This is a genomic window from Variovorax glacialis (genome assembly GCF_051216375.1).
In the GTDB taxonomy this organism is placed as follows: domain Bacteria; phylum Pseudomonadota; class Gammaproteobacteria; order Burkholderiales; family Burkholderiaceae_C; genus Variovorax.
In genome coordinates this window covers 1-22,997 of the sequence record NZ_JBPJZT010000012.1, presented here as the reverse complement: position 1 = coordinate 22,997, position 22,997 = coordinate 1, and the positions used below count along the sequence as shown (strand labels likewise).

Sequence of the window (22,997 nt, the reverse complement as noted above, 5' to 3'; positions counted from 1 at the left end):
CCTCAGTTCGGTGTCAGCACGGCGCCGCCGCATACGGAGATGACCTGGCCGGTGACGTACTGCGACAGGTCGGTGGCGAGGAACTCGAGCACGCCCGCACAGTCCTCGACCTGTCCGAGTCGGCGCAGCGGCACCTTGGCCGCCTCGGCATCGGTGCCGATGCCACGCGCGGCGGCCTGCGCGGCGACGCGGGCCGTCAGCATCACGCCGGGCGCGAGGCAGTTGGCGCGGATGCCCTTCGGGCCGAGCTCGGCCGCCAGATAGCGCGTGTAGTGCGTCACGGCCGCCTTGGAAGCGGCATAGGCGGCAAGCAGGCCCTGGTTGTAGGTCGTGATGCCCGACTGCGACGAAATGTTGACGATGACGCCGCTGCCTTGCCGCTGCATTGCCGGTGCGGCCGCCTGGCAGCAGTGCACCGTGCTCATGTAGTTGACGTCCATCAGCAGCCGGGTGTCCTCTTCCGGCGTAACCGAGGCCAGGCTGCGCTCGGCCGGCGTGATCGCGCCGCCTGCGTTGTTGACCAGGATGTCGATCCGGCCCAGCGCGGCGAGCGCCGACTCGATGGCCCGAAAGGCTTCGTCGCGGCGCGTCAGATCGGCCTGGATGCCGAGGCTGCGGCGTCCGAGCTGTTCGATCTCGGCGGGCACGCTGGCCGCGCCGAGTTTCTCGCCGAATTCGGCGGCGCCGTCGAGGTTGAGATCGATGATTGCGACGTCGGCGCCCAGCGAGGCGAGCCGCAGCGCATAGGCGCGGCCCAGCCCGCGCGCGCCGCCGGTGACGATCGCGGATTTTCCCTGGAGCTTCATGGTGTGACTTTCGAGAAGGTGGTGGAAGGGGGCGCCGCGGCCGGGGTCGTGGCACCGGCGCCGAGATACGCTTGCCGGATCAGGTCGCTGTCGAGCATTTCTCGCGCGGCGCCATGGCCGATCACGCGTCCGTTCTGAAGGACGTAGGCGGTATCGGCGATCTGCAATGCGCGCTCGACCATCTGTTCGACCAGCAGGATGGTGGTGCCGTCGGCGCGCAGTTGCACCACGGCGTCCAGCAACTGATCGATGACGGCCGGCGCGAGTCCGAGCGAGGGCTCGTCCAGCATCAGCAGGCGGGGCGCGTGCATCAGTGCCTGCGCCACGGCGAGCATCTGCTGCTGACCACCCGACAGGATGCCGGCGCGCACGCCCTGGCGCTCGTGCAAGGTCGGGAAGAGCGCGTACACGCGATCGAAACGCGCCGCCGCTTCGGCCTTGCCCAGCTTCGCGCCCCACAGCCCGAGCTGCAGGTTGTCGCGTACGGATTGCGTGCGAAAGAGGCGCCGGCCCTCGGCCACATGCAGGAGGCCCCGGGAGACGATCGCACTCGGCGTGGCGCCGACCAGTGACGCGCCGCCGAACGTGATCTCTCCGCCGGTGCTGCGGATCAGTCCCGACAGCGCGCGCAGGAGCGTCGACTTGCCGGCGCCGTTGCTGCCGACGATGGCAACCAGGCCGCGCTGGGGGACGTCGATCGACACACCTTCCAGCACGTTCACCCGTCCGTAGCCGGCGCGCAGGTCGCGCACCTGCAGCAGCGCGGGCGGGGCGGCGTCGATGGCGCTCATCGCGAGCCCCCCGTGCCTTCCCGGCCCATGTAGGCGCGCTCGACTTCCGGGTGGCTGAACACCTCGTCGGGCGTGCCGGCCGCCAGCACCTTGCCGCGATCGAGCACGGTGACGCTGCGGCTGATGCGTGCGATCAGTTCGAGGTGATGCTCGACGATCAGCACCGTCGTGCCCAGCCTGGTGATGGCCTCGATCAATGCCCCGAGGCGGTCGAGTTCGTCCATCGACAGGCCGGCCGCCGGCTCGTCGAGCAGCAGCAGCGAAGGATGGCCGGCCATCGCGCGGGCAATCTCCACCAGCCGCTGCTGGCCGTGCGGCAGGTCACCTGCGAGATCGTCGGCGCGCTCGCCAAGGCCGACGAAGCGCAGCAGGGCCATCGCGGCGGCCGAGCCGTCGTGCCGGTCGCGCCGCGCGCGCGGCAGGCCGAGCGCGATCTCGACCGCCGTGGCGTGCTCGCTCGGGAAGCCCCCCAGTCGAACGTTGTCGAGCACGGTCATATCGGGCAGCAGCTTCGGCGTCTGGAAGGTGCGGCCGACGCCCAGGCGCGCGATCTCGTGCGGTGCGCGGCGCGAAACGTCCACATCACCGATCAGCACGCTGCCCTGGTCACTGCGGATGAAGCCGCTGATGACATTCAAGGTCGTGGTCTTGCCGGAGCCGTTCGGGCCGACCAGCGCGTGCGTGCTGCCGGCCTTGGCGCTCAGCGCACAGCCCTGCAGCGCGGCGACGCCGCCGAACTGCTTGTGCAGGTCGCGGACGACGAGCCCGAGCCGGTGGACCGGGTGTGCGCCTGCGACGTCCCCGCCGGCGTATCGCGATGCGCCGCCACGCGCGCCCCACCGCTTCCAGAAGCCCATGCCCATGATCCCGTGCGGCGCGAAGATCATGAGCACCAGGAGCATCACGCCGTAGATGAGCAGGCGCCAGCTTTGCAACGCGCCGAGAAGCTCCGGAAGCAGGAAGAAGATCAGCGTGCCGATGACCGGGCCCCAGAGCTTGCCGAGGCCGCCCGTCACGATCATCAGCAGGAAGAAGATGGAGAAGTCGGCTGTGAAGTCTTCCGGCGTGATCACCGTTTTCTGAACCGCGTAGAACGCACCGGCCAAGCCCGAAAGCGCGGCGCTCACCGCGAAGGCAAAGAGCTTGATGCGCAAGAGCGAGACGCCGGACGCCGTGGCCGCCAGCGGGTTGTCGCGCGCGGCCACCATGCCGCGACCGTAGCGCGACAACGTGAGGTTGCGGATCACAAGGAAAGCCGCCACCACGCAGCCTGCGACGACGAGGTACACCTGCACAGGACCCAGCGTGTAGCCGGCGATGGCCGGCGCCGGGATGCCGACGATCCCCGAAAAGCCGCGCGTGAGGCTGCGCCATTCCACGAGCAGGTCGGTCACCACCTGCGCGAAGGTCAGCGTGACGAGCGCGAAGTACCAGGTCGACAGACGCAGCGCGGGCAGCGCCATGACGAGGCCGATGACGGTCGCGAGCACCATGCCGGCGAGTGCCGACGCCCAGAAGGACCAATGCGCATCGACCATCAGCAGGGCCGTCGTGTAGCTGCCCACCGCGACCAGGGCGCCTGCGCCCAGCGACACCTGCCCCGCGTAGCCGGTGAGAAAGTTCAGGCCGATGGCGACCAGCATCATCACGCCGGCCTGCGTCGCCATGAACAGGATGAAGTCGCCACGAAACCACAGCGGCACCGACAGGGCCGCGACGACGGCCGCGGCGATGGCGATGCGGCCGGGCGCGGAGCGCGACGCCGCCGCCTCGGCACCGGCCGTCGCGGTGGGGAGCGTGCGCGTCGAAACGTTCATCGTGCCGTCACACCGTGCGCGCTTCGAGCGAACTGAACAGCCCGCCGGGCCGCACCAGCAGGATGGCCAGCACGAGCACCAGCATCACGGCGTTGTGGTAGCCGGGCGACAGCAGCAGGGCGCTGGCCGCCTCGGACAGGCCGATGGCGTAGCCCGCGATGAGCGCGCCACGATTGCTGCCCAGGCCGCCGATCGCCGCCGCGGCAAAGCCCTTGAGCAGCAGCATCCCGCCGAGGGAAGTGGACGCGCTGAGTACCGGCGACGCCAGCGCGCCGGTCAGCCCCGCGAACGCGCCGCCGAGGGCGAACGACCAGCGGCTGATGGAGGTCGGATCGATCCCGCGCAGCAAGGCCGCATCGCGGTCTTCCGAAACCGCGATCGCCGCCTTGCCCCACAGGCTGCCGTACAGCAGTTCGACCACCACCACCAGCAACACGGTCAGCACGATGAGCGCGATCTGGTAGCTCGAAATGTTGAGGCTGCCCCAGGTCAGCATGTCGTTCGACAAGGGTGCCGGCGCGTTCACCACGATCGGGTCGGCGCCCCAGATCTTGCCGACGACGTTGGTCATGATCATCGCGATGGCGAGCGTCGTGATGATCCAGGCCGTCCCGTTCGTGCTGCGCTTGAGCACCGGCGCCACCGCGACGCGCTCGACCACCAGCGACAGCAGCGCGACGCCCGCCATCGCGGCCGCGAACGCGGGCACCCAGGACCATTTGAGTTGGGTCATGAGCAGCGCGCTCGCCATGGCGCCCACCATCACGAAGTCGCCCTGCGCGAAGTTGAAGACCTTGGTCGGCCGATACAGGACGTTGAAGCCGACCGCGACCAGGCAGTAGAGGCTGCCGGAGGTCAGGCCGGCGACGATGACATCGGGCCACATGAGGAATCTTCAGGCGCGCTCGCGGAACACGCCCATCGAGCGGGGATCCTTGCCGGACAGCAGCGTCGCCATCACCATCTGGTCGCCGGTCAGGGCGCAATGGTTTTCAGAAGTGAAGCTGATGCTGCCGATCATTCCGGGATAGTTCTTCGTGGCGTCGAAGGCTTTCTTGACCCGCTCGGTGTCGAAGCGCTTTTCGCTCTCCACGACCGCCTTGAGAAGGTGCAGGTAGTCGTAGAACGGGCTGATCGCCGCATTGATCTCCCAGAACTTGGACTCCGGGAACGTGACCACGCGCTTGGCATACGCCACCTGCCTCGGGCCGGGCGCTTCGGTCTCCGTGTAAGTCATGGTCTTGATGAGCGTGCCGTAGGCGTTCTTCAGGACCTCGGGATCGGTGTTCTCGAGCACCGTGTTCGAGAACAGGGAGTTGCCACCGAGCAGCGCCGGATACCACTTCATCGCCTGCAGCCCGGAGGCGGTGAGCAGCATGCCCTGGACGGGCGAGTTCCACAGCACGATCGCGTCGGCGCCTGCCGAGCGCAACTTGTTGAGGTAGACCTTGAGGTCGGTCGCGTTCGGCGGGTAGACCTCGATGCCCACCGGATCGAGCCCCCGCTTCTTGAGTGCGCGCACGGTCGCGGCGCCGCCCGATTCGCCCAGGCCGCTGTTCTCCTGCAGGATGCCGACCTTCTTCAGCTTGAGCTTCTCGACGATGAGCCGCGCGATGGCTTCTCCCTGGTGGCCGGTGTTGTAGGTGAACTGGTAGTGATAGGGGTACTTCGCGCCGTCGGCCAACTCCTCGGCCCAGCCGCCCCCGGCGTGGATGACCTTGGCGGCCGTCGACGTCGTGGCCGCGGCGATCGTGTGCGAACTGCCGACCGGACCGAGCAGCGCCTGCGCGCCGCCGTCGATCAGCTTGCGCATCACGGCAGGCTCCTTGGCGGGCGAACTCTCGTCATCGACCTCGATGATCTCGACCTTGCGGCCCAGGATGCCGCCGGACGCGTTGATCTCCTCGACCGCGATCTTGACCGACACATAGAGGGGGGCGAAGGACGAGGCGACCAGCCCGGTCATCGCACGCGCCGAGCCGATCTTGAACGTGTCTCCCCCCTGTGCGAACACGCTTGGCGCGCCGGCGAGCAGCGAGCCGCCGAAGAGTGCGGAGCCGGCGGCGAGCACCGAACGGCGCGAGGGGTGGCTGGAGCGGGTCATGAGGAGTCCTTCTGTCGGGGTGTTGGGCTGGGGAGGCGCATTCAGGGCACCGGCGGGGATTCGGGATCAGTAGGTGGCGCGCCCACCGGACAGATCGAAGGTGAAACCCGTGGTGAACGAGCATTCGTCCGATGCCAGCCAGGCCGACATGGCAGCCGCCTCGTCTGCGTGCCCCATGCGGCGCATCGGAATCTTGTCGATCACGGCCTGCATCGCCGCCGGGGCATCGGCCATCGTGGCCATTGCGAGCGGTGTTTCGAACAGCGTGGGCGCGATGGCATTGACCGTGACGCCGGTGGTCGCGAGTTCCTTGCCCAGACTCTTGGTGAAGGCGATCACCCCGCCCTTTGCCGCGGAGTAGGCGCTTTGCATCGCATTGCCGTCCTTGCCCGCCATCGACGAGACATTGATGATCCGACCCCAGCCGCGCGCGATCATGTCAGGCGCCAGCGCGCGGCAGCAATAGAACACGCCGTGCAGATTGATGGCGATGTTCTGATGCCAGGCGTCGAGCGACATCTCCACCATCGGACACACCTCGAGTGCGACGCCGGCGTTGTTGAAAAGGATGTCGACCTGGCCGAGCGCCGCCTTCGCACCGGCCGCGGCCTGCTGGACTGCAGCGTGGTCGGACACATCGACTACACGCCACGACACCGCGCTCGGCTCACCCAGTTCCTTCGCGGCCGCTTCGAGCTTGTCTGCACTGCGTCCCCACAGGTCGACGCGGGCGCCCGAGGCGAGAAAGCGCTTCGCCGTGGCCAGCCCGATGCCGCTGCCGCCGCCAGTGACAACGGCGCAGCGACCAGTCAGGTCGATCGAGTTCATTCGCTGGATGTCTCCGTGGTCGCGCATGTGGTTGCACCGAATTGACGTATCTAGTATGGGTGCGTATCGTACGCAAGTGCATTAGAAATGCGAGACATTCGTCGTACGGGCTTTCCCTCGGTATCTGCAGCGAAAGAAATCGGCCTTCCATGACGCTTCATGAGAACTTGCGAATCGGCGTGGTCGGCCCCGGCCTGATGGGCCTCGGCCTGTGCCATGCGGCGGCGGGCGCCGGCATCCAGGCGGTGCTCGTCGGGCGAGATCGAGCTTCAGCTCTGCGCGGTCTGTCGCGCCTGGGGGCGGACCTTCAAAAGCGCGTGTCGCAGGGCCGCCTCGACGCGGCCGCTCGCGACGCCATCCTCGACCGCGTGACAGCCGCGCCGGACGTCCATGGCCTGTCGGCTTGCACGCTGGTGGTCGAGGCTGTGGCGGAAGACCGCGGCATCAAGACCGAGGTGTTGCGGCGCATCGAGAGTGTCGTGGCCGACGGCGCGCTGATCGCGACCAACACGTCCGGCTTGCCGGTCTCGGGTCTGGCGTCCGCGTTGTCCCGGCCCGAGCGCTTCGTCGGCATGCACTTCTTTTCGCCGGTCGACCGGATGGCGCTGGTCGAATTGGTGGTCGGAGCCGAAACCAGCTCCGCAACCACGCGCTTGGCCCTTGAATGGGCAAAGAGGCTCGGCAAGACGCCGATCGTGGTGCGCGACGGGCCCGGTTTCTTCACGTCGCGCGTCTTTGCGGCCTATCTCGACGAGGCCGCGGCGATGGTGGCGGAGGGGGTTGCCCCCGCATCGATCGAGGCGGCTGCAGCGTCGGCCGGTATGCCGATCGGGCCGCTCGCCATGCTCGACGAAACCGGTATCGCGCTCAACTGGCAACAGGCCCGGCAGGCGAGGGCGGACGGGTTGCCCGAGCGCTTCTGCCGCCCGCTGTCGAGGCCCGTGCTCGATGCGTTGATGGCCGCCGGTCGTCGTGGTCGGCGCGACGGCGGCGGCTTCTACGACTACCCCGAAGGGGAACCGAAGCAGTTGTGGCCCGGTCTGGGCGCGCTGCACCCACCACTTTCGAACCAACCCGACATTGACGCCGTGCGGCGTCGACTGATGCATGCACAGGCGCTCGAGGCTGCGCGTTGCCTGGAGGAGGGCACGGTCGCCACGGCGCGCGAGGCCGACATCGGCTCCATGCTGGGCCTGGGCTTTCCGAAGTCCGAGGGCGGCGTGCTGACACAGGTCGAAAAGCGGGGGCTCGCCGAATTCGAATCGGAATGCGATGCGCTGGCCGATCTCCATGGCGAGCGCTTCCGTCCGTCGCCCTGGCTGCGGAGACTGGCTGTGCAGCGTGGAGGCTTCGCCGAGACATGAATCGGCACGGCGGCAAGCCCTATGGTTGTCGGCGGCACTTAGGGGGAACCCCCATTGGCGTATGATCGTACGGTAGCGTACCGTATGGGAAGACTACCAAGTACCTCAAAGGACAGAACATGCAGGGTACCCAGCTCCTCAAGCGGGCCGTCCAGTGCAGCCCGCAACGCGTGGCCACCATCAGTGGCGAGCGTCGTCGCACGTGGAAGGAAGTCGGCACGCGCGTGCCGCGGATGGCTGCGGCGCTTCGCTCGCTGGGGGTGAAGGAGGGAGCCTTCGTCGCCATCCTGGCGATGAACTCTGATCGCTACCTGGAGCTCTTCTTTGCCGTGCCCTGGGCCGGCGGTGCGCTCGCGCCCCTCAACGTGCGTTGGTCGGTGCCGGAGAACATCTACGCGCTCACCGATTCCAAGGCGCCCATCCTGTTCGTCGACGATGCGTTCGTGGAGCAGGCCGAGCAGATCCGCCCGCAGATGCCGTCCGTGACGACCTTCATCTACCTCGGCGACGGGCCGACCCCGACGGGCATGCTCTCCTACGAAGCCCTCGTCGAGGAATACGCGCCGATGCCGGACGCGAACCGGTCGGACGACGACCTCTACGTCATCTTCTACACGGGCGGCACCACGGCGCATCCCAAGGGCGTGGCGATGTCGCACAAGGGCGTGTACCTCGCGACCTGCTGCTACCTCGCGCTGCTGCCGAGCGTCGAGGACCTGACCTTCCTGTACGTGGCGGGCTACTTCCACTTTGCCGGCGCGAGCGCCCTCTGGTACATCACCATGGCCGCCGGCACGCATGCGATCCTGCCGAAGTTCGAGGCACTGCCAGTCATGAAGGCGATCGGCGAACACAAGGTGACCAACGCGGTGCTGGTGCCGACCATGGTCAACATGCTGCTGAGCCATCCCGATGTCGATCAGTACGACCTGACGAGCCTCAAGACGTGTATCTATGGCGGCTCGCCGATGCCCGAGGGCCTGATGCTGCGCGCCATGGAGAAGGTGCCGAGTTGGGGCTTCTACCAGATCTACGGCATGACCGAGACCGGCGGTTTCGCGACCATGCTGCGCTGGCGCGACCACATCGTCTCGGGCGAGAAATCGTCGCGCCTGCGCTCGGCCGGGCAGGCCGGCTTCGGTAACGAGATCCGCGTGGTGCTGCCCGACGGCACCGACGCACCAGTTGGCGAAATCGGCGAGATCATCGTGCGCAGCGACTTCCTGATGCTCGGCTACCTCAACAATCCCGAGGCCACGCGCGCCGCGCTGCGCGACGGCTGGATGCACACCGGCGATGCGGGCTACCTGGACGGCGACGGCTTTCTCTACGTGGCCGATCGCGTCAAGGACATGATCGTCACGGGTGGCGAGAACGTCTATTCGATCGAGACCGAGCGCGCGCTCTTCCTGCATCCGGCGGTGCGCGAGGCCGCCGTGATCGGCATCCCCAGCGAGCAATGGGGCGAGGCCGTGCACGCGGTGGTGGTCCTGAAAGACGGCAAGCAGGCCACGGCCGACGCGCTGATCGCGCACTGCCGCACCCTCATCGGCGGCTACAAGTGCCCGCGCAGCATCGAGTTCCGGGCCGATCCGCTGCCCGTGACGCCGGTCGGCAAGGTGCGCAAGAACGTGCTGCGCGACCCGTACTGGGTCGGTCACGAACGCAAGATCTGAACATCCACTCCACGAGACACATCCCATGGTTCTGACCGACGACCAGAAGGCGCTGCAGGAATCTGCGCGCCGCTTCGCGCGCGAGCGCCTGCTGCCCCACTACCAGAAGCGCGAGAAGCTGGGCGTGCTCGACCGCGACCTGCTCGCCGAGATGGGGCGGCTCGGCCTCATCGGTGTCGACCTGCCGGAGCGCCTGGGCGGCCTCGGCGCCGATGCGGTCACGACCGGCCTGATCGCGGAAGAACTGGCCTACGGCGACTTCAACGTGAGCGCGGTGCCGGTGGGCGTCTCGCTCAACGCGGCGATCCTGATCCGGCATGCGCAGCCCGAGGTGGTCGAGGAATGGGTGCCGCGCATGATCCGCGGCGAGGCGGTGGTGGCGATCTGCCTGACCGAGCCGCGCGGCGGCTCCGATGCGAGCAACCTGCAGATGCGCGCGCGCCGCGATGGTGACCACTACATCATCAACGGCGAGAAGACATCGATCACCTTCGCGGATCGCGCCGACGCCTACCTGATCTTCGCGCGCACCGGCCGGCCCGAAGATGGCGCGAAAGGGGTGTCGGCCTTCTTCATCCCGGCCGAGTCGCCCGGCATCCAGCGCACGCACTTCGACGACGTCGGCAGCGCGATCATCGGGCGTGGCTCGGTGTTCTTCGACGACGTGAAGGTGCCGGCCAGCCACCGCCTGGGCGATGAGGGCAAGGGCTTCACGCAGGTCATGCAGGGCTTCGACTACAGCCGCGCGCTGATTGCGCTGCAGTGCTGCGGCGCGGCGCAGGCCTCGCTCGACGAGGCCTGGGACTATGCGAAGGAGCGCGAGGCCTTCGGGCGGCCGATCGGGCAGTTCCAGGGCGTGAGCTTTCCGCTCGCCGAGGGCGAGTCGCACATCGCGGCGGTGCGCCAGTTGTCCTATCACGCGCTGGCCTTGCGTGATGCGGGTCTTCCGCACACGACGGAGGCGGCCATGGTCAAGTGGATGGGGCCGAAGACAGCCTTCGACGTCATCCACCAGTGCCTGTTGACCTTCGGCCACTACGGCTGGTCGAAGGACCTGCCGCACCAGCAGCGCATGCGCGACGTGATGGGCCTGGAGATCGGCGACGGCACGGCCGGCATCATGAAGCTCGTGATTGCACGCCAGCGCATCGGCCGCGCCGCCGTGCAGTAGAGACAGGCACAAAAAGGAACACCGGCATGCCCTACCAATCCGTCTTTCGCCCCGGCATCTTCGACGGCCAGACCGTCATCGTGACGGGCGGCGGCAGCGGCATCGGCCGCTGCACTGCCCACGAACTGGCATCGCTCGGCGCCCACGTGGCGCTGGTCGGCCGCACCGCCGAGAAGCTCGAGAAGGTCCGCGGCGAGATCGCCGAGGACGGCGGCAGCGCGAGCGCGCATCCCTGCGACATCCGCGACGAGGTCGCCGTCGGCGAAACCATCGACGCCGTGCTGAAGGCGCGCGGGCGGCTCGACGGCCTGGTCAACAACGCGGGCGGCCAGTACCGCACGCCGATGAAGACCATCTCGACCAAGGGCTTCGAGGCGGTGGTGCGCAACAACCTCACGGGCGGCTTCATCTTCATGCGCGAGGCCTACAACCGCTGGATGGAGCAGCACGGCGGCGCCATCGTGAACATCATTGCCGACATCTGGCACGGCTGGCCCGACTTCGCGCATTCGGGCGCCGCGCGCGGCGGCATGCTCACGCTGAGCGAGACGGCCGCCTGCGAATGGGCGGCCTCGGGCGTGCGCGTGAACACCGTCGCACCGGGCGGGATCGCGTCCAGCGGCTTCGACACCTATGCGCCGGAAGCCAAGGCCAAGATCCTCGAATTCCCGCCCACCGTGCCGATGCAGCGCTTCGGCACCGAGGCGGAGGTGTCGGCCGCGATCGTCTACCTGCTGTCGCCTGCGGCGGCCTACATCACCGGCAGCTGCGTCCGCGTCGATGGCGGGACGCCCAATGCGCGCGGGACCTGGAAGCAGACACCGCACCACAACAGCGTGCCGTTCGAGGGCTTCCATCGCGCGAGCCTGCCCGAATTGCTCAAGCAGGGGCGCTGAGGCCATGAAGCTGGTGCTGGTCCGCCATGGACGCCCGGACGAGGACGACACCGAGCGCCCGCACGACCCGCCGCTGCGCGCGGACGGAAGGGCGCAAGCCGAAGCGGTCGCCGACCGGCTCGCGCAGGAGGGCATCACGCGCATCGTCAGCAGTCCGATGGTCCGCGCGAGGCAGACCGCACAGCCGCTGGCCGACCGGCTCGGCCTGCCGATGGAGGAGGTCGACGGATGGGCCGAGGCCGATCGCCATGTCGACCGCTACCGGTCCACCGAAACGCTGCGTGCGCTCGGCACCGACGAATGGTCGCGCTTCCTCGATGATCCGATCGCCTTCTTCGGCGGCGACGCCACGAAGTTCCGCCAGGGCGTGCTCGAAGCGCTTGCCGCGACGATCGGCAATGGGCCCCGGAATCAGCACGTCGCCGTTTTCACGCATGGCCTGCCGATCAACGTGGTGCTCTCGCATGCGCTCGGGCTGTCGCGCATCGTGCACTTCGCACCGGGCTATGCCTCGATGACGCGGCTGCGCGCGCTCTCCGGCGGCGCGATCGGCGTGGCGAGCGTGAACGAGCGCGGCCATCTTCCCGTGCGACGGGCCGCCTCCCATCCCACGGATTCCCCATGACCACGCTCATCGACGACACCACGCTGGCCCCGAAGATCGCCGACTACCTGGCCGCGCAACTCGGGCATCCGGTGCAGGTCGGCACGGTGCGCCGCTTCCCGGTCGGGTTCTCGTGGCTGACCTATGCCGTGCCCGTGGCCGGCATCGACGGCGACGACGGCCCGCGCGAAATCATCTTGCGCCTGGGCCCGGACTACGGTCTCTTCGCGCCCTACAGCGCCCGGCCGCAGGTGCTGTCGATGCAGTCGCTCGAAGGCAGCGCGGTCCCCGTGCCGCGTGCCTACTGGAGCAGCGACGACCCGACGATCCTCGGCGCGCCATTCATGTTCTGCGAGAAGGTCTCGGGCGACGCGGTCGTGCCCTGGGTGTCGGCCAACGAGCCCGGCCTCGAAGAAGGCTATCGCAAGCGCCTGGCCGAGCAGTTTGTCGATGCGCTCGCGGCGCTGCATCGCATTCCCTGGCAGGAGAAGCCGGTGGCCGAGATGGCGCACGGCATCACCGTTCAGAATGCCGCGCTCATCAACGTCGAGTACTGGGAGCAGCAGATCGCGCGCTGGGCCATGCGTCCGTATCCGATGGCCGAATGGGGCCTGCGATGGCTCAAGGCCCATTGCCCGACCGCGCCGCGCGTCGCGATCGTCCATGGCGACTACCGCACCGGCAATTTCCTGGAGCAGGACGGCCGCATCACCGCGATCCTCGACTGGGAACTCGTACATCTCGGCGACCCGCACGAAGACCTCGGCTGGGCAAGCCTGCCGATGTACATGGGCGGGAGCAAGCTGATCTGCCGGCTCGCCGAGCCCGACTGGTTCTACGCCCGGTACGGCGAGAAGGCAGGCTTCGAGGTTTCGATGGACTCCGTGCGCTACTACCAGGCGTTGTCGCTGCTCAAGCTCGCCGCGACGCACATGGCGGCGGCGCGCTGTTTCGAGGAAGGCCGCTTCAACGACATGCGCATGCCAGCGATGGGCAGCCAGATCGCGACCTGCCTGCGCCAGATGGAAAAGACGATCGAGGCCACCCGATGAACAACTCCTTCGCCCGACTCATCGACGGCATGAACGCCACCCTTCGCAAGGAAGTGCTGAGCCGGCTCGACGACGAGTTCGCCCGCGGCCAGGTCTTCGGCGTCATCAACCTGCTCAACACCTTCAAGGTGCGCGCCGATTGGTCCGCAGGCTTCCTGCTGGAGCAGATCGCGGCACAGCGCGTTGCGATCGACGGCGTGGCCGCCCTGGTGCTCGACCGGCCCGAGGCGTCCTCGTTGCCACCGCTGCCGGCCGGCCCTGCGCCGCAGGCCGAGCCCATCGTCGCACTGCTCGCACTGCGCGACGAAGGCAATCGCGCGGTCGGCGAACTGCTTGGATGGCTCGACGCCCAGCGCGCGCAACTGCCGGCCGAGGTGGCCGACCGGATCGACAACTTGTTGCGTACCGCCATGCGTGCGGAGCTTGCCATCGAACTGAAGAGTTCACCCCGACCGCTTTTCGCGGAAATGTCCAGCGGTTCGGAAGACTGAGATTCCCCAAGGAGACACCCCCATGACTTCACTGTCCAGAAGATTCGTTGCGCTTTCGGCCGTGGCCGGCGCCCTGCTGCTCGCCTTGCCGGCGGCGGTGAACGCCCAGGCGCAGGGACCGATCAAGATCGGCGTGCTGACGATCGACAGCGGTCCCTTCGCCACCTACGCCAGCCTCGTCGAGGACTCCGCCCGAACGGCGGTCGACATCCTCAACGCACAGGGCGGCGCGCTCGGACGCAAGTTCGAGGTCGTGCTGCAATCGCATTCCGGCACCCCGGCGAGCGCCATCGCCGCGGTGACCAAGCTCGTGCAGCAGGGCGGCGCGAGTTTCGTGACAGGCCAGACGCCCACCTCGCATTCGCTCGCGATCGCGCCCAAGCTGGCCGCACTCAACGCACTCATGATCGACGTCTATTCGCAGGGCGACGACCTGATGACGAAGTCCTGCCAGCCCAACTTCTTCCGCGTCACGACGCCCGACGCCGTGTACACCGCGATGCTGCGCGATTTCGTCAAGAAGTCGGGCGCGAAAACATGGAACGTGATCTCGCCCGACTACGCGGTCGGCCACTCCTTCGCGGCCAAGTTCACCGACATGGTCAAGGAGGAGGGCGGTACCGTGCAGCAGAGCCTGTTCGCACCGCAGGGCACGACCGACTTCGGTAGCTACATCACGCAGCTGTCGAAGCCGGCGGACGCGCTGATGGTCACGCTCTACATGTCCGACGGCAATTCCTTTGCCAAGCAGCAGAAGCAGTTCGGCCTGTTCGACAAGTACAAGACGGTGCTCGGCAACGGCTTCGCGACCGAGTTCCAGCTGTCAGCCCAGGGCGACGCGGTGCTGGGCGTGCTCAACGGGCTTAGCTACCACAACACGATGCCCGGCGAGCGCAACGCCGCCTTCGTGAAGGCCTACGAGGAGCACAACAAGCGCAAGCCGATCTACACCGATGCCGACATGATGGTCGCGCTAGAGATGCTGCGCGGCGCGATCTTGAAGGCCAAAAGCACCGACGTGCCCGCCGTGCGCGACGCGCTGGCGGGGCTCAAGGTTCAGACCGTCTACGGCGAAGTCGAGATGCGCGCCGCCGACCACACGCTGATCCGCCAGCACGGCGTCGCCCAGGTCGTGAAGACCGCCGACGGCAAGGCAACCACCTTCGCGATGCGCCAGATCGAGCCGGGCACGTCGCTGTTCCCACCGCCGAGCCCCGAGTGCAAGGTGCAATGAGCGGTACATTGCGCCCAATGGACTTCAAGACCCTCCGTGTGCTGCGCAGCGAGGAAGGCTTCGCCACCCTCGTGCTCGACCGGCCCGACAAGCTCAACACGCTCTCGAACGAACTGCGCCGCGAGTTCGTCGCCGCCGTCGAGGCGCTCGAGGCCGATCCGTCGGTGCGCGTGCTGATCCTGACCGGTGCGGGCCGCGCCTTCTCCGCCGGCATGGACCTCGACGAATGGGGCGCCACCGACGAACTCGCCGCCGGGGCCTACGAGAACGATCCGGTGCGAGCGATCCGCACCTTCTCCGGCCTCGTGATCGGCGCCATCAACGGACTCGCGATGACAGGCGGCCTCGAAATCGCGCTCTCCTGCGACCTGCTCGTCGCATCGACCCAGGCGCGCTTCGCCGACACGCACGCGCACGTCGGACTGCTGCCGGGATGGGGCGGTTCGGTTCGCATGGTGCGCGCGATCGGCCTGAACCGCGCCAAGGAACTGGCATTGACCGGCCGCTACCTCGGCGCCGAGGAAGCACTCGCGTGGGGTCTCGTGAACCACGTGGTCCCCCCCGAGGCCCTGATGCCCAAGTCCGAGGAAATCGCAACGCAAATGGCTGCAGCCGTGCCCGAGACGCTATGCGCCTACAAACGCCTGCTCGACGACGGCGCGGCCCTGCCCATCAACGACGCAATCGCCCTCGAACGCCGCCTTTCCATCGAAAACAACGCCAAGGCCGACCGCGCCGCCATCGAGGCCAGAGTGGCAGCCATGATCGCCCGCCGAAAAGGCAATCCCAAATAGCCGGCCGCAGGCCCGGCTCAATCCAGGGACGTCGTGGATCCGGCTCCGCCGGTCCACCGCCGTCGCCCCCGGAAGGGGGTGCAGAGCCACACGAAGTGGGCGAGGCTGGGGGAGATCTCAAATAGCCGGGTGCGACTGCACGCTCTCGTACATCGCATAGCCCTTGCCCACACCGTATTCGATGATCCCGTAGCCGACCTCGTCGCCATCGCGGACCTCGATCACCTGGTCGGCCAGCGTGCGGACGCGGCGACGCGTGCCGGGGTCGTCGAGATCCCAGACGTCATGCTCGAAGTACAGCTTGCCCCGGTCGTCCCCGTGGAACCAGCCGTCGAGGCCGCCGTACAGACCGCCCTTCAGGAAATACTTCGTCGGCAACACCCGCACCGACACCGGCCGCTCGCTGCCATCGGCAAACTTCAGATGCAATTGCATCGCCGCCATCGATTGCCCGTGCGGATCGTCATGCCAACTCGCCTCGTGGCGAACGTCGACCAGCTGGTTGCGGCCAGAGACCTTGCTGCCGGCCGTGAACACTTCCTCGCCCGAGAGGTAGATCTTTTCGCCCGGCGCGCGCTCCTTGAAGAAGATGTGCAACCCGCGGTTCGCGAACTGCGCGGTGGTCCAGCAGTAGAAGAAGGGCGGGTAGAAGGTGAGCGGAGGCGTCGTCTCGTCGCTGCGCATCTCGGCGCGCACCCCCCATGAATGGTCGCGCTGCCCCATCCATGTCGCGCTGTCGATCTCGACGCGCCGGCCGTCGAATTCGAGCCAGCCGCTGTAGCGGCCGAGCTGCTGCGCGCGCGCCATGTTCTCGGTGACGCGGCCGTCGCGGCGGCGCAGATGCGCCTTTTCCTCGTGGGGGTTCAGGTTCGCGGTGAACCCGATGTCGAAGCGGATGCCCGAGTCGTTGGCGTCGAGCGTCAACCGATGCCGGCGCAAGCCCTCGATGACCTTGATCGACAGCGGCCCCACGCTCGTTGTCAGCGGGTCGGGACGCAGCCGGCGCGACGCGCGGAAGTTCCATTGCCGGCCCCGGACGGCCACACCGGCGAAGGCATCCATCACATTGCGATTCGGGTGATAGCCCAGCCCGATGTCGAAGATGAGATTGCCATCAGGCGTGGGATGCCCGGTGTACCAGAGCCGTTCCATCCAGGCCGGATCGCTGTTGTCGATCTGGTCGAAGGTGGTCGGCAACTGGTGGCCGATGAGGTCGTCTTGGGCGGTCAGCATATTGCGGAATTCTAATACGGTAGCGTATAGTCTGCTATAGCACGATAGCCGGGTTTCCCCGCAGCTGCGGCGAGCAAGGTCCGGCACACCTCACCTTGAACCAGGAGACAGAAATCCCATGAATTCAACCGACTCCATCCGTGTCGAATTGCAGGACGGACTGGCCATTCTCTCGCTCGCCCAGCCCGCGCGGGGCAACCCCTTCGACGGTGGTTTTGCGCGCGATTTCAGGCAGGTCGCCTCGGACCTGCTGAACTGCACCGGCTTGCGCGCCGTGCTGTTGCGCGCGGATGGCTCGAACTTCAGCTTCGGCGGCGATCTCAAGGTCTTCTACCCGGCGCGCGACCGCCTGCCGCCGCTGGTGCGCGAGTGGACCAGCGACCTCCACATGGGGCTGCAGCGCTTCTGGCGGCTCCCGGTTCCGGTCGTTGCGGCGGTGCAGGGCTTTGCGATGGGCGGCGGGGTGGCGCTGCTGGCGGGCTGCGACGTCGTGGTCGCCGGGGCGTCGACCCGCATCGGCTCGGCCTTTGCGCAGCTTGGCTTCAGTTGCGATTCAGGCTCCAGCGTGACCTTGAGCGCGCGCATGGGTGTGGCCCGCGCGCGGCGCTTCGTGCTGCTCGCCGAAGTGCTCGCCAGCGAGGAGGCCCAGCGGGCCGGGCTGGTCGACCAGATCGTGCCCGATGCGCAGTTGCAGGAGGATGCGCTCGCGCTCGCCCGCAAGCTCGCGGCAGGGCCGACCGTGGCATACGGCGAAACCAAGCGACTGTTCATGCAGGCCGGTGCGGCCCAGCTCGAAGCGCAGCTCGAGGACGAGGCGCTGACCCTGGCACGCGTCTCGGCCACGCTCGATGCGCAGGAAGGCATCGCCGCCCAGGTCGAGAAGCGCAAGCCGGCCTTCCAGGGTCGCTGAGCGATGAGCGGCCCTCCCGGCCTCGCGCCGTGGAATCTGCATGACCTGGAAGCGCTGCTGCGGCTGCAGCCGGTCGGGCCTTCGCGCTTTCGCAGCCGCCATGCCAGCGCCAACGCGCGCGGCACCGTCTACGGCGGGCAACTCCTCGCGCATGCGCTGATGGCGGCGTCGATGACGGTGCCGGCCGATCGCGATGCCACCGCATTGCAGTTCATGTTCCTGCAGAGTGCTTCGCCGGATCGTCCGATCGACTACGAAGTCACGCCGTTGCAGGACGGCAAGCGCTTCGCCTCGCGCCACGTGCGCGGGACGCAGGAGGGCGACGCGGGTGACAACCGCCGCGTGGTGCTCGACGCCCAGGCCACCTTCGCCACGCCGCTGCCCGGCCCGGATCACGCGACGTCGTCACGCGCCGGCAATGTCGATCCGGGATCGCTGCTCCGACTGGAGGACATGCCGAAGGAGACGGCCGACGCGATCTGGCAGACGCTCGGCTATCCGCTCGAATCACTGGCATTGGATTTTCGCGTCGCGGACCCCTCGGAGGCGTTGGGCCTGTCGTCATCGGTTGCGGCGCTGCGCTTCTGGTTGCGCGCGCGGAATCCGCTGCCCGACGAGCCGGCCCTGCAGGCTGCGGCATTCGCGTACCTCTCGGACTGGTGGCTCAACTTCCCGAGCGTGGGCGTCCACGTGCCGCAACTGCAGCGCGACGGCACGCGCCTGCATGTGGCGAGCCTGAACCATGCGATCTGGTTTCACCGCCCGTTGCGCGCCGACCGCTGGCTGCACTTCGATGTGCAGAGTCCCTGCGCGGGGCGCGGACGCGGCCTGTCGATCGCGACCGTGCACGAGCTCGACGGCGCGCTGGTGGCGAGCGCCACCCAGGAAAACCTGATGACGCCGATGGGCTGACCTTTCGCAGCATCTCCGACCGCCTGTTGCAGGGACGATCCCGTTGACGGTTGTCGTACGCATGTGTATTGTCATTGACGCATACATAGAGCCGAATGAATCACCGGCGACCGGATCGCCAACATCAGGAGCACATCCCCCATGGACTACCAGTTTCCTCCCGAAGTCGTCGCCAAGCTCGCCGAACTCGACGCGTTCATCGAAGCCGAGATCAAGCCGCTCGAGCGCGAGAACATGCAGTTCTTCGACCATCGCCGCGAGTACGCGCGCACCGACTGGGAGAACGACGGCTTCCCGCGCAAGGAATGGCATGACCTGATCGCCGAGATGGAGCGCCGGGCCGACAGGGCAGGGCACCTGCGCTACGGGTTGCCGAAGGCCTGCGGTGGCCAGGCGGCCTCGAACCTGGCGATCGCCGCGATCCGCGAGCACCTGGCCGCCAAGGGACTGGGGTTGCACAACGATCTGCAGGATGAATCCTCGATCGTCGGCAACTTCCCGATCGTGCCGGTGCTCAACGCCTACGGCACGCCCGAGCAGAAGCGCTACATCGAGGGCATCATCAAGCGCGACCGCCACCTCTCGTTCGGGCTGACCGAACCCAACCACGGCAGCGACGCGACCTGGCTCGAAACGACGGGGGTGCGCGACGGCGACGGCTGGGTCATCAACGGCATGAAGCGCTTCAACAGCCAGGTGCAGCGGGCGCACGCGAACCTCGTGTTCGCACGGACCTCGGGCAAGCCCGGCGATGCGCTCGGCATCACCGCGTTCATCGTGCCCACCGACACGCCCGGCCATCGCATCGCCTTCAACCACTGGACCTTCAACATGCCGAGCGACCATGCCGAGGTCGAGCTGAAGGATGTTCGCGTGCCAGAGAGCGCGATCCTGCACGAGGAAGGGCAGGGCCTGGTGCTGGCGCAACGCTTCATCCACGAGAACCGCATTCGCCAGGCGGCGGCAAGCGCGGGCGCGGCTCGCTACTGCATCGCCGAATCGGCCAAGTACGCAGTCAACCGCATCGCGTTCGGCGAGCCGCTGTCGAAGAAGCAGGCGATCCAGTTCCCGCTGGTGGAGCTCTACGCCGAATCCGAGATGGTGCGCAACTTCATCTTCCAGGTCGCGAGCCGGATGGACCAGCAGGACCCGCTGGAGATCAGCGACCTGGTCTCGATCTGCAACTTCCGGGCAAACCGGCTCTGCTGCGAGGCGGCGGACCGCGCGATCCAGGTTCACGGCGGCATCGGCTACACGCGCGCGCTGCCGTTCGAGCACATCTACCGGCACCATCGCCGCTACCGCATCACCGAGGGTTCGGAAGAGATGCAGATGCGCCGCGTCGCGCAGTATCTGTTCGGCTTCGCGGGCAAGCGCGCGACATCATGAGCGTCGCGCCGGACCGCTCCAGGCAAGCTCGCACCCCGGTGCGAAGCACGGAGGTTGCCGAATGAGCGCCGCCGTCGAAGCGCCTGCCGGGCGCGGCATCGACTTCGAGCCGGCGCGCCTGGATGCCTACCTCCGGCAGGCCTTGCCGGCGCACACGGGCGAACTGATCATCGAGCGCACGGTCGGCGGCATGTCGAACCCGACCTATTTCCTGCGCCGCGGCGACTGGCACGCCGTGCTGCGCAAGCAGCCCAACGCGGTCCTGATGGCCTCGGCCCACGCCATCGACCGCGAATACCGCGTGCTCACCGCACTGCGCGGCAGCACCGTGCCGGTGCCCGCGCCGATCCTGTACTGTGATGACCGCGAAGTGCTCGGCACGCCGTTCTACCTGATGGAGCGCATCGAGGGCCGTGTGTTCGAAGGCTTCGCGATGCCTGGCGTGGCACCGGACGAGCGCCGCGTCATGTACGAATCGATGGGCGCGACGATGGCCGCGTTGCACCGCCTGGACTTCGCCGCCGTCGGCCTCGGCGACTTCGGCCGTCCCGGCAATTACTTCGCGCGCCAGTTCAGCCGCTGGTCACAGCAATGGACGCAGTTCCGCCGCGGCGATGACGACAATCCCGACCTCGACCGGATCGTGGCCTGGCTCGGCGAACGGGTGCCCGACAGCCAGACGATCGCCCTGTGCCATGGCGACTTCCGCATCACGAACATGATGTTCCATCCCACCGAGCCGCGCGTCGTCGCGGTGCTCGACTGGGAGTTGTCGACGCTCGGTCATCCGCTGGTGGACGTGGCCTTCAACAGCCAGGCGTGGCGCATGGCGACCGACGAGAACGGCGGGTTGCTGGGCCTGCCGCTGGCCGAACTCGGGATTCCGACCGAAGAGGAATACCTCGAGCGCTACTACCGGCTGGCCGGGTCGGGTGAGCGCATGACGACCTTCCACCAGGTGTTCGCCATGTTCCGCGGTGCCGTCGGCAGTGCCGGCGTGGCGGTGCGCGGCGAGGCCGGCAACGGCTTCCTGCCGGACGCCGCGCGCGTCGGCCGCAAGCTGGCGCGGGCCTATGCGAAGCGGGGTGCCGCGTTGATTGCGGGCCAATGAGCCGCCAGCAGAGCGCATCCATGCCGAGGACCATCATGACGGTCGACGATGCCATCCTCCAGCGGCGATCGGTGCGCGGCTTCCGGCCCGAAGAAGTGCCGCAGCCTGTGCTCGACGAGGTCTTCGCGATCGCCCAGCGAGCGCCGTCCAACTGCAACGTCCAGCCCTGGATGCCGCACGTGGTCTCGGGACCGGCGCTCCAGCGCCTTCGCACGGCGCTGGTCGAGGCTGGCGGCCGGGAAGCCCCGATCGAGCCCGACTGGCCCGCGGATGGCAAGTTCGACGGGGTGTACCGTGCCCGCCAGGTCGATGCCGCTGTGCAGCTCTACGGGGCCATGGGTGTCGAACGAGGCGATCTGGTCGGACGACGCGCCGCCTACCTGCGCAATCTCGATTTCTTCGGCGCGCCGCACGCCGTCTTCATCTTCATGCCCCATCCCTTCGATACACGGGAGGCGACCGACATCGGCATGTATGCGCAGACCTTGATGCTGGCGATGACTGCCAGGGGCATCGCCACCTGCGCCCAGGGCGCGCTCGGCCTGTACCCCGGCATCGTGCGGGCATCGCTGGGGCTGCCCGACTCGCAGCGGCTGCTGTTCGGCGTCTCGTTCGGCTATGAGGATCACACCGACAAGGCCAACGCCGCGCGCGTCGGCCGTGCTGCGACTGGAGAGGCCGTGCGATTCCATCGCTGAGGCTGTCGTCCGGTCAGCGGCGACCCCGTACTAACCATAGGTAGTACGCATGCGTATGGTACTGTATGCTGATGGTTCGGATCGTCGATCCGAGACACCGCATCTCGCCGGGACGGAGACAAGCCTCAACATGAACCTGCAGAACGTCATCGAGCGCAGCTTCGAAGCGACCGCCCAGCACTACGACTGGCGCGATTCGGCCCTGTACGCGCTCGGGCTGGGCATCGGCTCCGATCCGCTCGACGAGGACGAGTTGCCCTACGTCTTCGAGGGGCGGGCGCAGCACGCCGTGCCTAGCCAGTGCATGGTGCTGGGCTGGCCACCCTTCTGGCACGCCGATCCCGATGCCGCGATCGACTGGGTGAACATCCTTCACGGCGAGCAGCGCTTCGTGCTGCACCGGCCCCTGCCGCTGGACGCGGACATCCGTGCCACGCACCGGGTGCGGGCTGTCGTCGACAAGGGCGTCGGGCGCGGCGCCCTGATCTACTTCGACACCGAAATCGCCGATGCCCGATCCGGTGAGGCGCTGGCGAGCCTGAATTCCACGCAATACCTGCGCGGCGACGGCGGCTGCGGCAACCATGGCGAGGCGCCGCAGGCCGTACCCCCGCTGCGCGACGGTGCCGTGCCGAGCGCCAGCATCGAATACCGCACCGCGCCGCAGGCGGCATTGCTCTATCGCCTGGTCAGCCGGGACTACATGCCGATCCACGCCGACCCGGAGATCGCGCGCCGCGCCGGCTTCGACCGGCCGATCTCGCACGGCCTAAACACGATGGGGCTGGCCTGCAGGGCGATCCTCAAGCGCTTCAGCCCGGGGCATCCCGAGCGGCTGCGCTCGATGTTCGTGCGCTTCGCGCAGCCCGCATACCCTGGCGAAATCGTTCGCGTCGACCTGTTCGACGAGGGCGACACGGTGCGATTCCGGGCGGTGGCGGTCGAACGGGACGTGATCGTGCTGGATCGCGGCGAATGCCGGTTCAGCGATCAATGAACGGAGATGCTATGGATGCCTCTCTCCCGAAGGGGATCAGAAGACTGGAGTTGAGGTGGCGCCGAAGGCGGCAACAGCCGTTCAATCTCAGCAAGAGTGGGGGACCCTCTGCTGGATAC

Annotated in this window: 22 protein-coding genes; 15 read left to right on the top strand and 7 right to left on the bottom strand. The window is 67.7% G+C overall.

Features of this window, described 5'->3' with window-relative positions; translation table 11 throughout:
• Positions 1-2: 2 nt before the first annotated feature.
• The 6 genes from ACSFBL_RS25965 to ACSFBL_RS25940 form a co-directional block, all read right to left on the bottom strand.
• On the bottom strand, positions 3-806 hold the full coding sequence (locus tag ACSFBL_RS25965; protein WP_435518702.1) for an SDR family NAD(P)-dependent oxidoreductase: 804 nt from the start codon (positions 804-806) through the stop codon (positions 3-5).
• Positions 803-1,597: an ABC transporter ATP-binding protein gene (locus ACSFBL_RS25960; protein ID WP_435518701.1), complete on the bottom strand. Its 795-nt coding sequence runs from the start codon at positions 1,595-1,597 to the stop codon at positions 803-805. The genes ACSFBL_RS25965 and ACSFBL_RS25960 overlap by 4 nt, the downstream gene beginning before the upstream one ends.
• A complete protein-coding gene (locus ACSFBL_RS25955) occupies positions 1,594-3,414 on the bottom strand; it encodes a branched-chain amino acid ABC transporter ATP-binding protein/permease (protein WP_435518700.1) in 1,821 nt (606 codons plus the stop codon). The genes ACSFBL_RS25960 and ACSFBL_RS25955 overlap by 4 nt, the downstream gene beginning before the upstream one ends.
• A gap of 7 nt (positions 3,415-3,421) precedes the next feature.
• Positions 3,422-4,300: a branched-chain amino acid ABC transporter permease gene (locus ACSFBL_RS25950; protein ID WP_435518699.1), complete on the bottom strand. Its 879-nt coding sequence runs from the start codon at positions 4,298-4,300 to the stop codon at positions 3,422-3,424.
• Between the two features lie 9 nt (positions 4,301-4,309).
• A complete protein-coding gene (locus ACSFBL_RS25945) occupies positions 4,310-5,518 on the bottom strand; it encodes an ABC transporter substrate-binding protein (protein WP_435518698.1) in 1,209 nt (402 codons plus the stop codon).
• Between the two features lie 66 nt (positions 5,519-5,584).
• A complete protein-coding gene (locus ACSFBL_RS25940; protein WP_435518697.1) occupies positions 5,585-6,346 on the bottom strand; it encodes an SDR family NAD(P)-dependent oxidoreductase in 762 nt (253 codons plus the stop codon).
• A 179-nt stretch (positions 6,347-6,525) separates the two neighbouring features.
• On the opposite strand from ACSFBL_RS25940, the gene ACSFBL_RS25935 reads away from it, so the two are divergent.
• From ACSFBL_RS25935 to ACSFBL_RS25895, 9 genes are all read left to right on the top strand, one after another.
• Positions 6,526-7,710, top strand: a complete 1,185-nt coding sequence (locus tag ACSFBL_RS25935) for a 3-hydroxyacyl-CoA dehydrogenase family protein (protein ID WP_435518696.1) — start codon at positions 6,526-6,528, stop codon at positions 7,708-7,710.
• A 119-nt stretch (positions 7,711-7,829) separates the two neighbouring features.
• On the top strand, positions 7,830-9,386 hold the full coding sequence (locus ACSFBL_RS25930; protein WP_435518695.1) for a long-chain-fatty-acid--CoA ligase: 1,557 nt from the start codon (positions 7,830-7,832) through the stop codon (positions 9,384-9,386).
• A 25-nt stretch (positions 9,387-9,411) separates the two neighbouring features.
• Entirely contained in the window at positions 9,412-10,557 is a 1,146-nt protein-coding gene (locus ACSFBL_RS25925) for an acyl-CoA dehydrogenase family protein (RefSeq protein ID WP_435518694.1), read from the top strand.
• A 26-nt stretch (positions 10,558-10,583) separates the two neighbouring features.
• The gene (locus ACSFBL_RS25920) at positions 10,584-11,453 is read left to right on the top strand and encodes an SDR family oxidoreductase (protein WP_435518693.1); all 870 of its coding nucleotides are present in this window, start codon (positions 10,584-10,586) and stop codon (positions 11,451-11,453) included.
• A 4-nt stretch (positions 11,454-11,457) separates the two neighbouring features.
• The gene (locus ACSFBL_RS25915; protein ID WP_435518692.1) at positions 11,458-12,078 is read left to right on the top strand and encodes a histidine phosphatase family protein; all 621 of its coding nucleotides are present in this window, start codon (positions 11,458-11,460) and stop codon (positions 12,076-12,078) included.
• The gene (locus tag ACSFBL_RS25910) at positions 12,075-13,109 is read left to right on the top strand and encodes a phosphotransferase family protein (RefSeq protein ID WP_435518691.1); all 1,035 of its coding nucleotides are present in this window, start codon (positions 12,075-12,077) and stop codon (positions 13,107-13,109) included. The genes ACSFBL_RS25915 and ACSFBL_RS25910 overlap by 4 nt, the downstream gene beginning before the upstream one ends.
• The gene (locus ACSFBL_RS25905) at positions 13,106-13,600 is read left to right on the top strand and encodes a hypothetical protein (RefSeq protein WP_435518690.1); all 495 of its coding nucleotides are present in this window, start codon (positions 13,106-13,108) and stop codon (positions 13,598-13,600) included. The genes ACSFBL_RS25910 and ACSFBL_RS25905 overlap by 4 nt, the downstream gene beginning before the upstream one ends.
• Positions 13,601-13,622: 22 nt before the next feature.
• A complete protein-coding gene (locus ACSFBL_RS25900; protein WP_435518689.1) occupies positions 13,623-14,834 on the top strand; it encodes an ABC transporter substrate-binding protein in 1,212 nt (403 codons plus the stop codon).
• Between the two features lie 17 nt (positions 14,835-14,851).
• Entirely contained in the window at positions 14,852-15,628 is a 777-nt protein-coding gene (locus tag ACSFBL_RS25895) for an enoyl-CoA hydratase (protein ID WP_435518688.1), read from the top strand.
• A gap of 117 nt (positions 15,629-15,745) precedes the next feature.
• On the opposite strand, the gene ACSFBL_RS25890 is transcribed toward ACSFBL_RS25895, so the two are convergent.
• Positions 15,746-16,861: an Rv3169 family protein gene (locus ACSFBL_RS25890; protein ID WP_435518687.1), complete on the bottom strand. Its 1,116-nt coding sequence runs from the start codon at positions 16,859-16,861 to the stop codon at positions 15,746-15,748.
• Positions 16,862-16,979: 118 nt separating this feature from the next.
• Here ACSFBL_RS25890 and ACSFBL_RS25885 point away from each other — a divergent pair, with 118 nt between their 5' ends.
• The 6 genes from ACSFBL_RS25885 to ACSFBL_RS25860 all read left to right on the top strand — a co-directional run bounded on the left by ACSFBL_RS25885 (position 16,980) and on the right by ACSFBL_RS25860 (position 22,878).
• The gene (locus tag ACSFBL_RS25885; RefSeq protein WP_435518686.1) at positions 16,980-17,771 is read left to right on the top strand and encodes an enoyl-CoA hydratase/isomerase family protein; all 792 of its coding nucleotides are present in this window, start codon (positions 16,980-16,982) and stop codon (positions 17,769-17,771) included.
• A gap of 3 nt (positions 17,772-17,774) precedes the next feature.
• Complete coding sequence (locus ACSFBL_RS25880; RefSeq protein WP_435518685.1) at positions 17,775-18,683, top strand: acyl-CoA thioesterase; 909 nt, start codon at positions 17,775-17,777, stop codon at positions 18,681-18,683.
• Positions 18,684-18,824: 141 nt separating this feature from the next.
• Positions 18,825-20,072: an acyl-CoA dehydrogenase family protein gene (locus ACSFBL_RS25875; RefSeq protein ID WP_435518684.1), complete on the top strand. Its 1,248-nt coding sequence runs from the start codon at positions 18,825-18,827 to the stop codon at positions 20,070-20,072.
• A 61-nt stretch (positions 20,073-20,133) separates the two neighbouring features.
• Positions 20,134-21,183 (top strand): phosphotransferase family protein, encoded by a 1,050-nt coding sequence (locus tag ACSFBL_RS25870; protein WP_435518683.1) that lies wholly within the window; start codon positions 20,134-20,136, stop codon positions 21,181-21,183.
• 20 nt (positions 21,184-21,203) lie between these two features.
• On the top strand, positions 21,204-21,881 hold the full coding sequence (locus ACSFBL_RS25865; RefSeq protein ID WP_435518682.1) for a nitroreductase: 678 nt from the start codon (positions 21,204-21,206) through the stop codon (positions 21,879-21,881).
• Between the two features lie 130 nt (positions 21,882-22,011).
• Entirely contained in the window at positions 22,012-22,878 is an 867-nt protein-coding gene (locus ACSFBL_RS25860; RefSeq protein ID WP_435518681.1) for a MaoC/PaaZ C-terminal domain-containing protein, read from the top strand.
• Positions 22,879-22,997 lie beyond the last annotated feature (119 nt).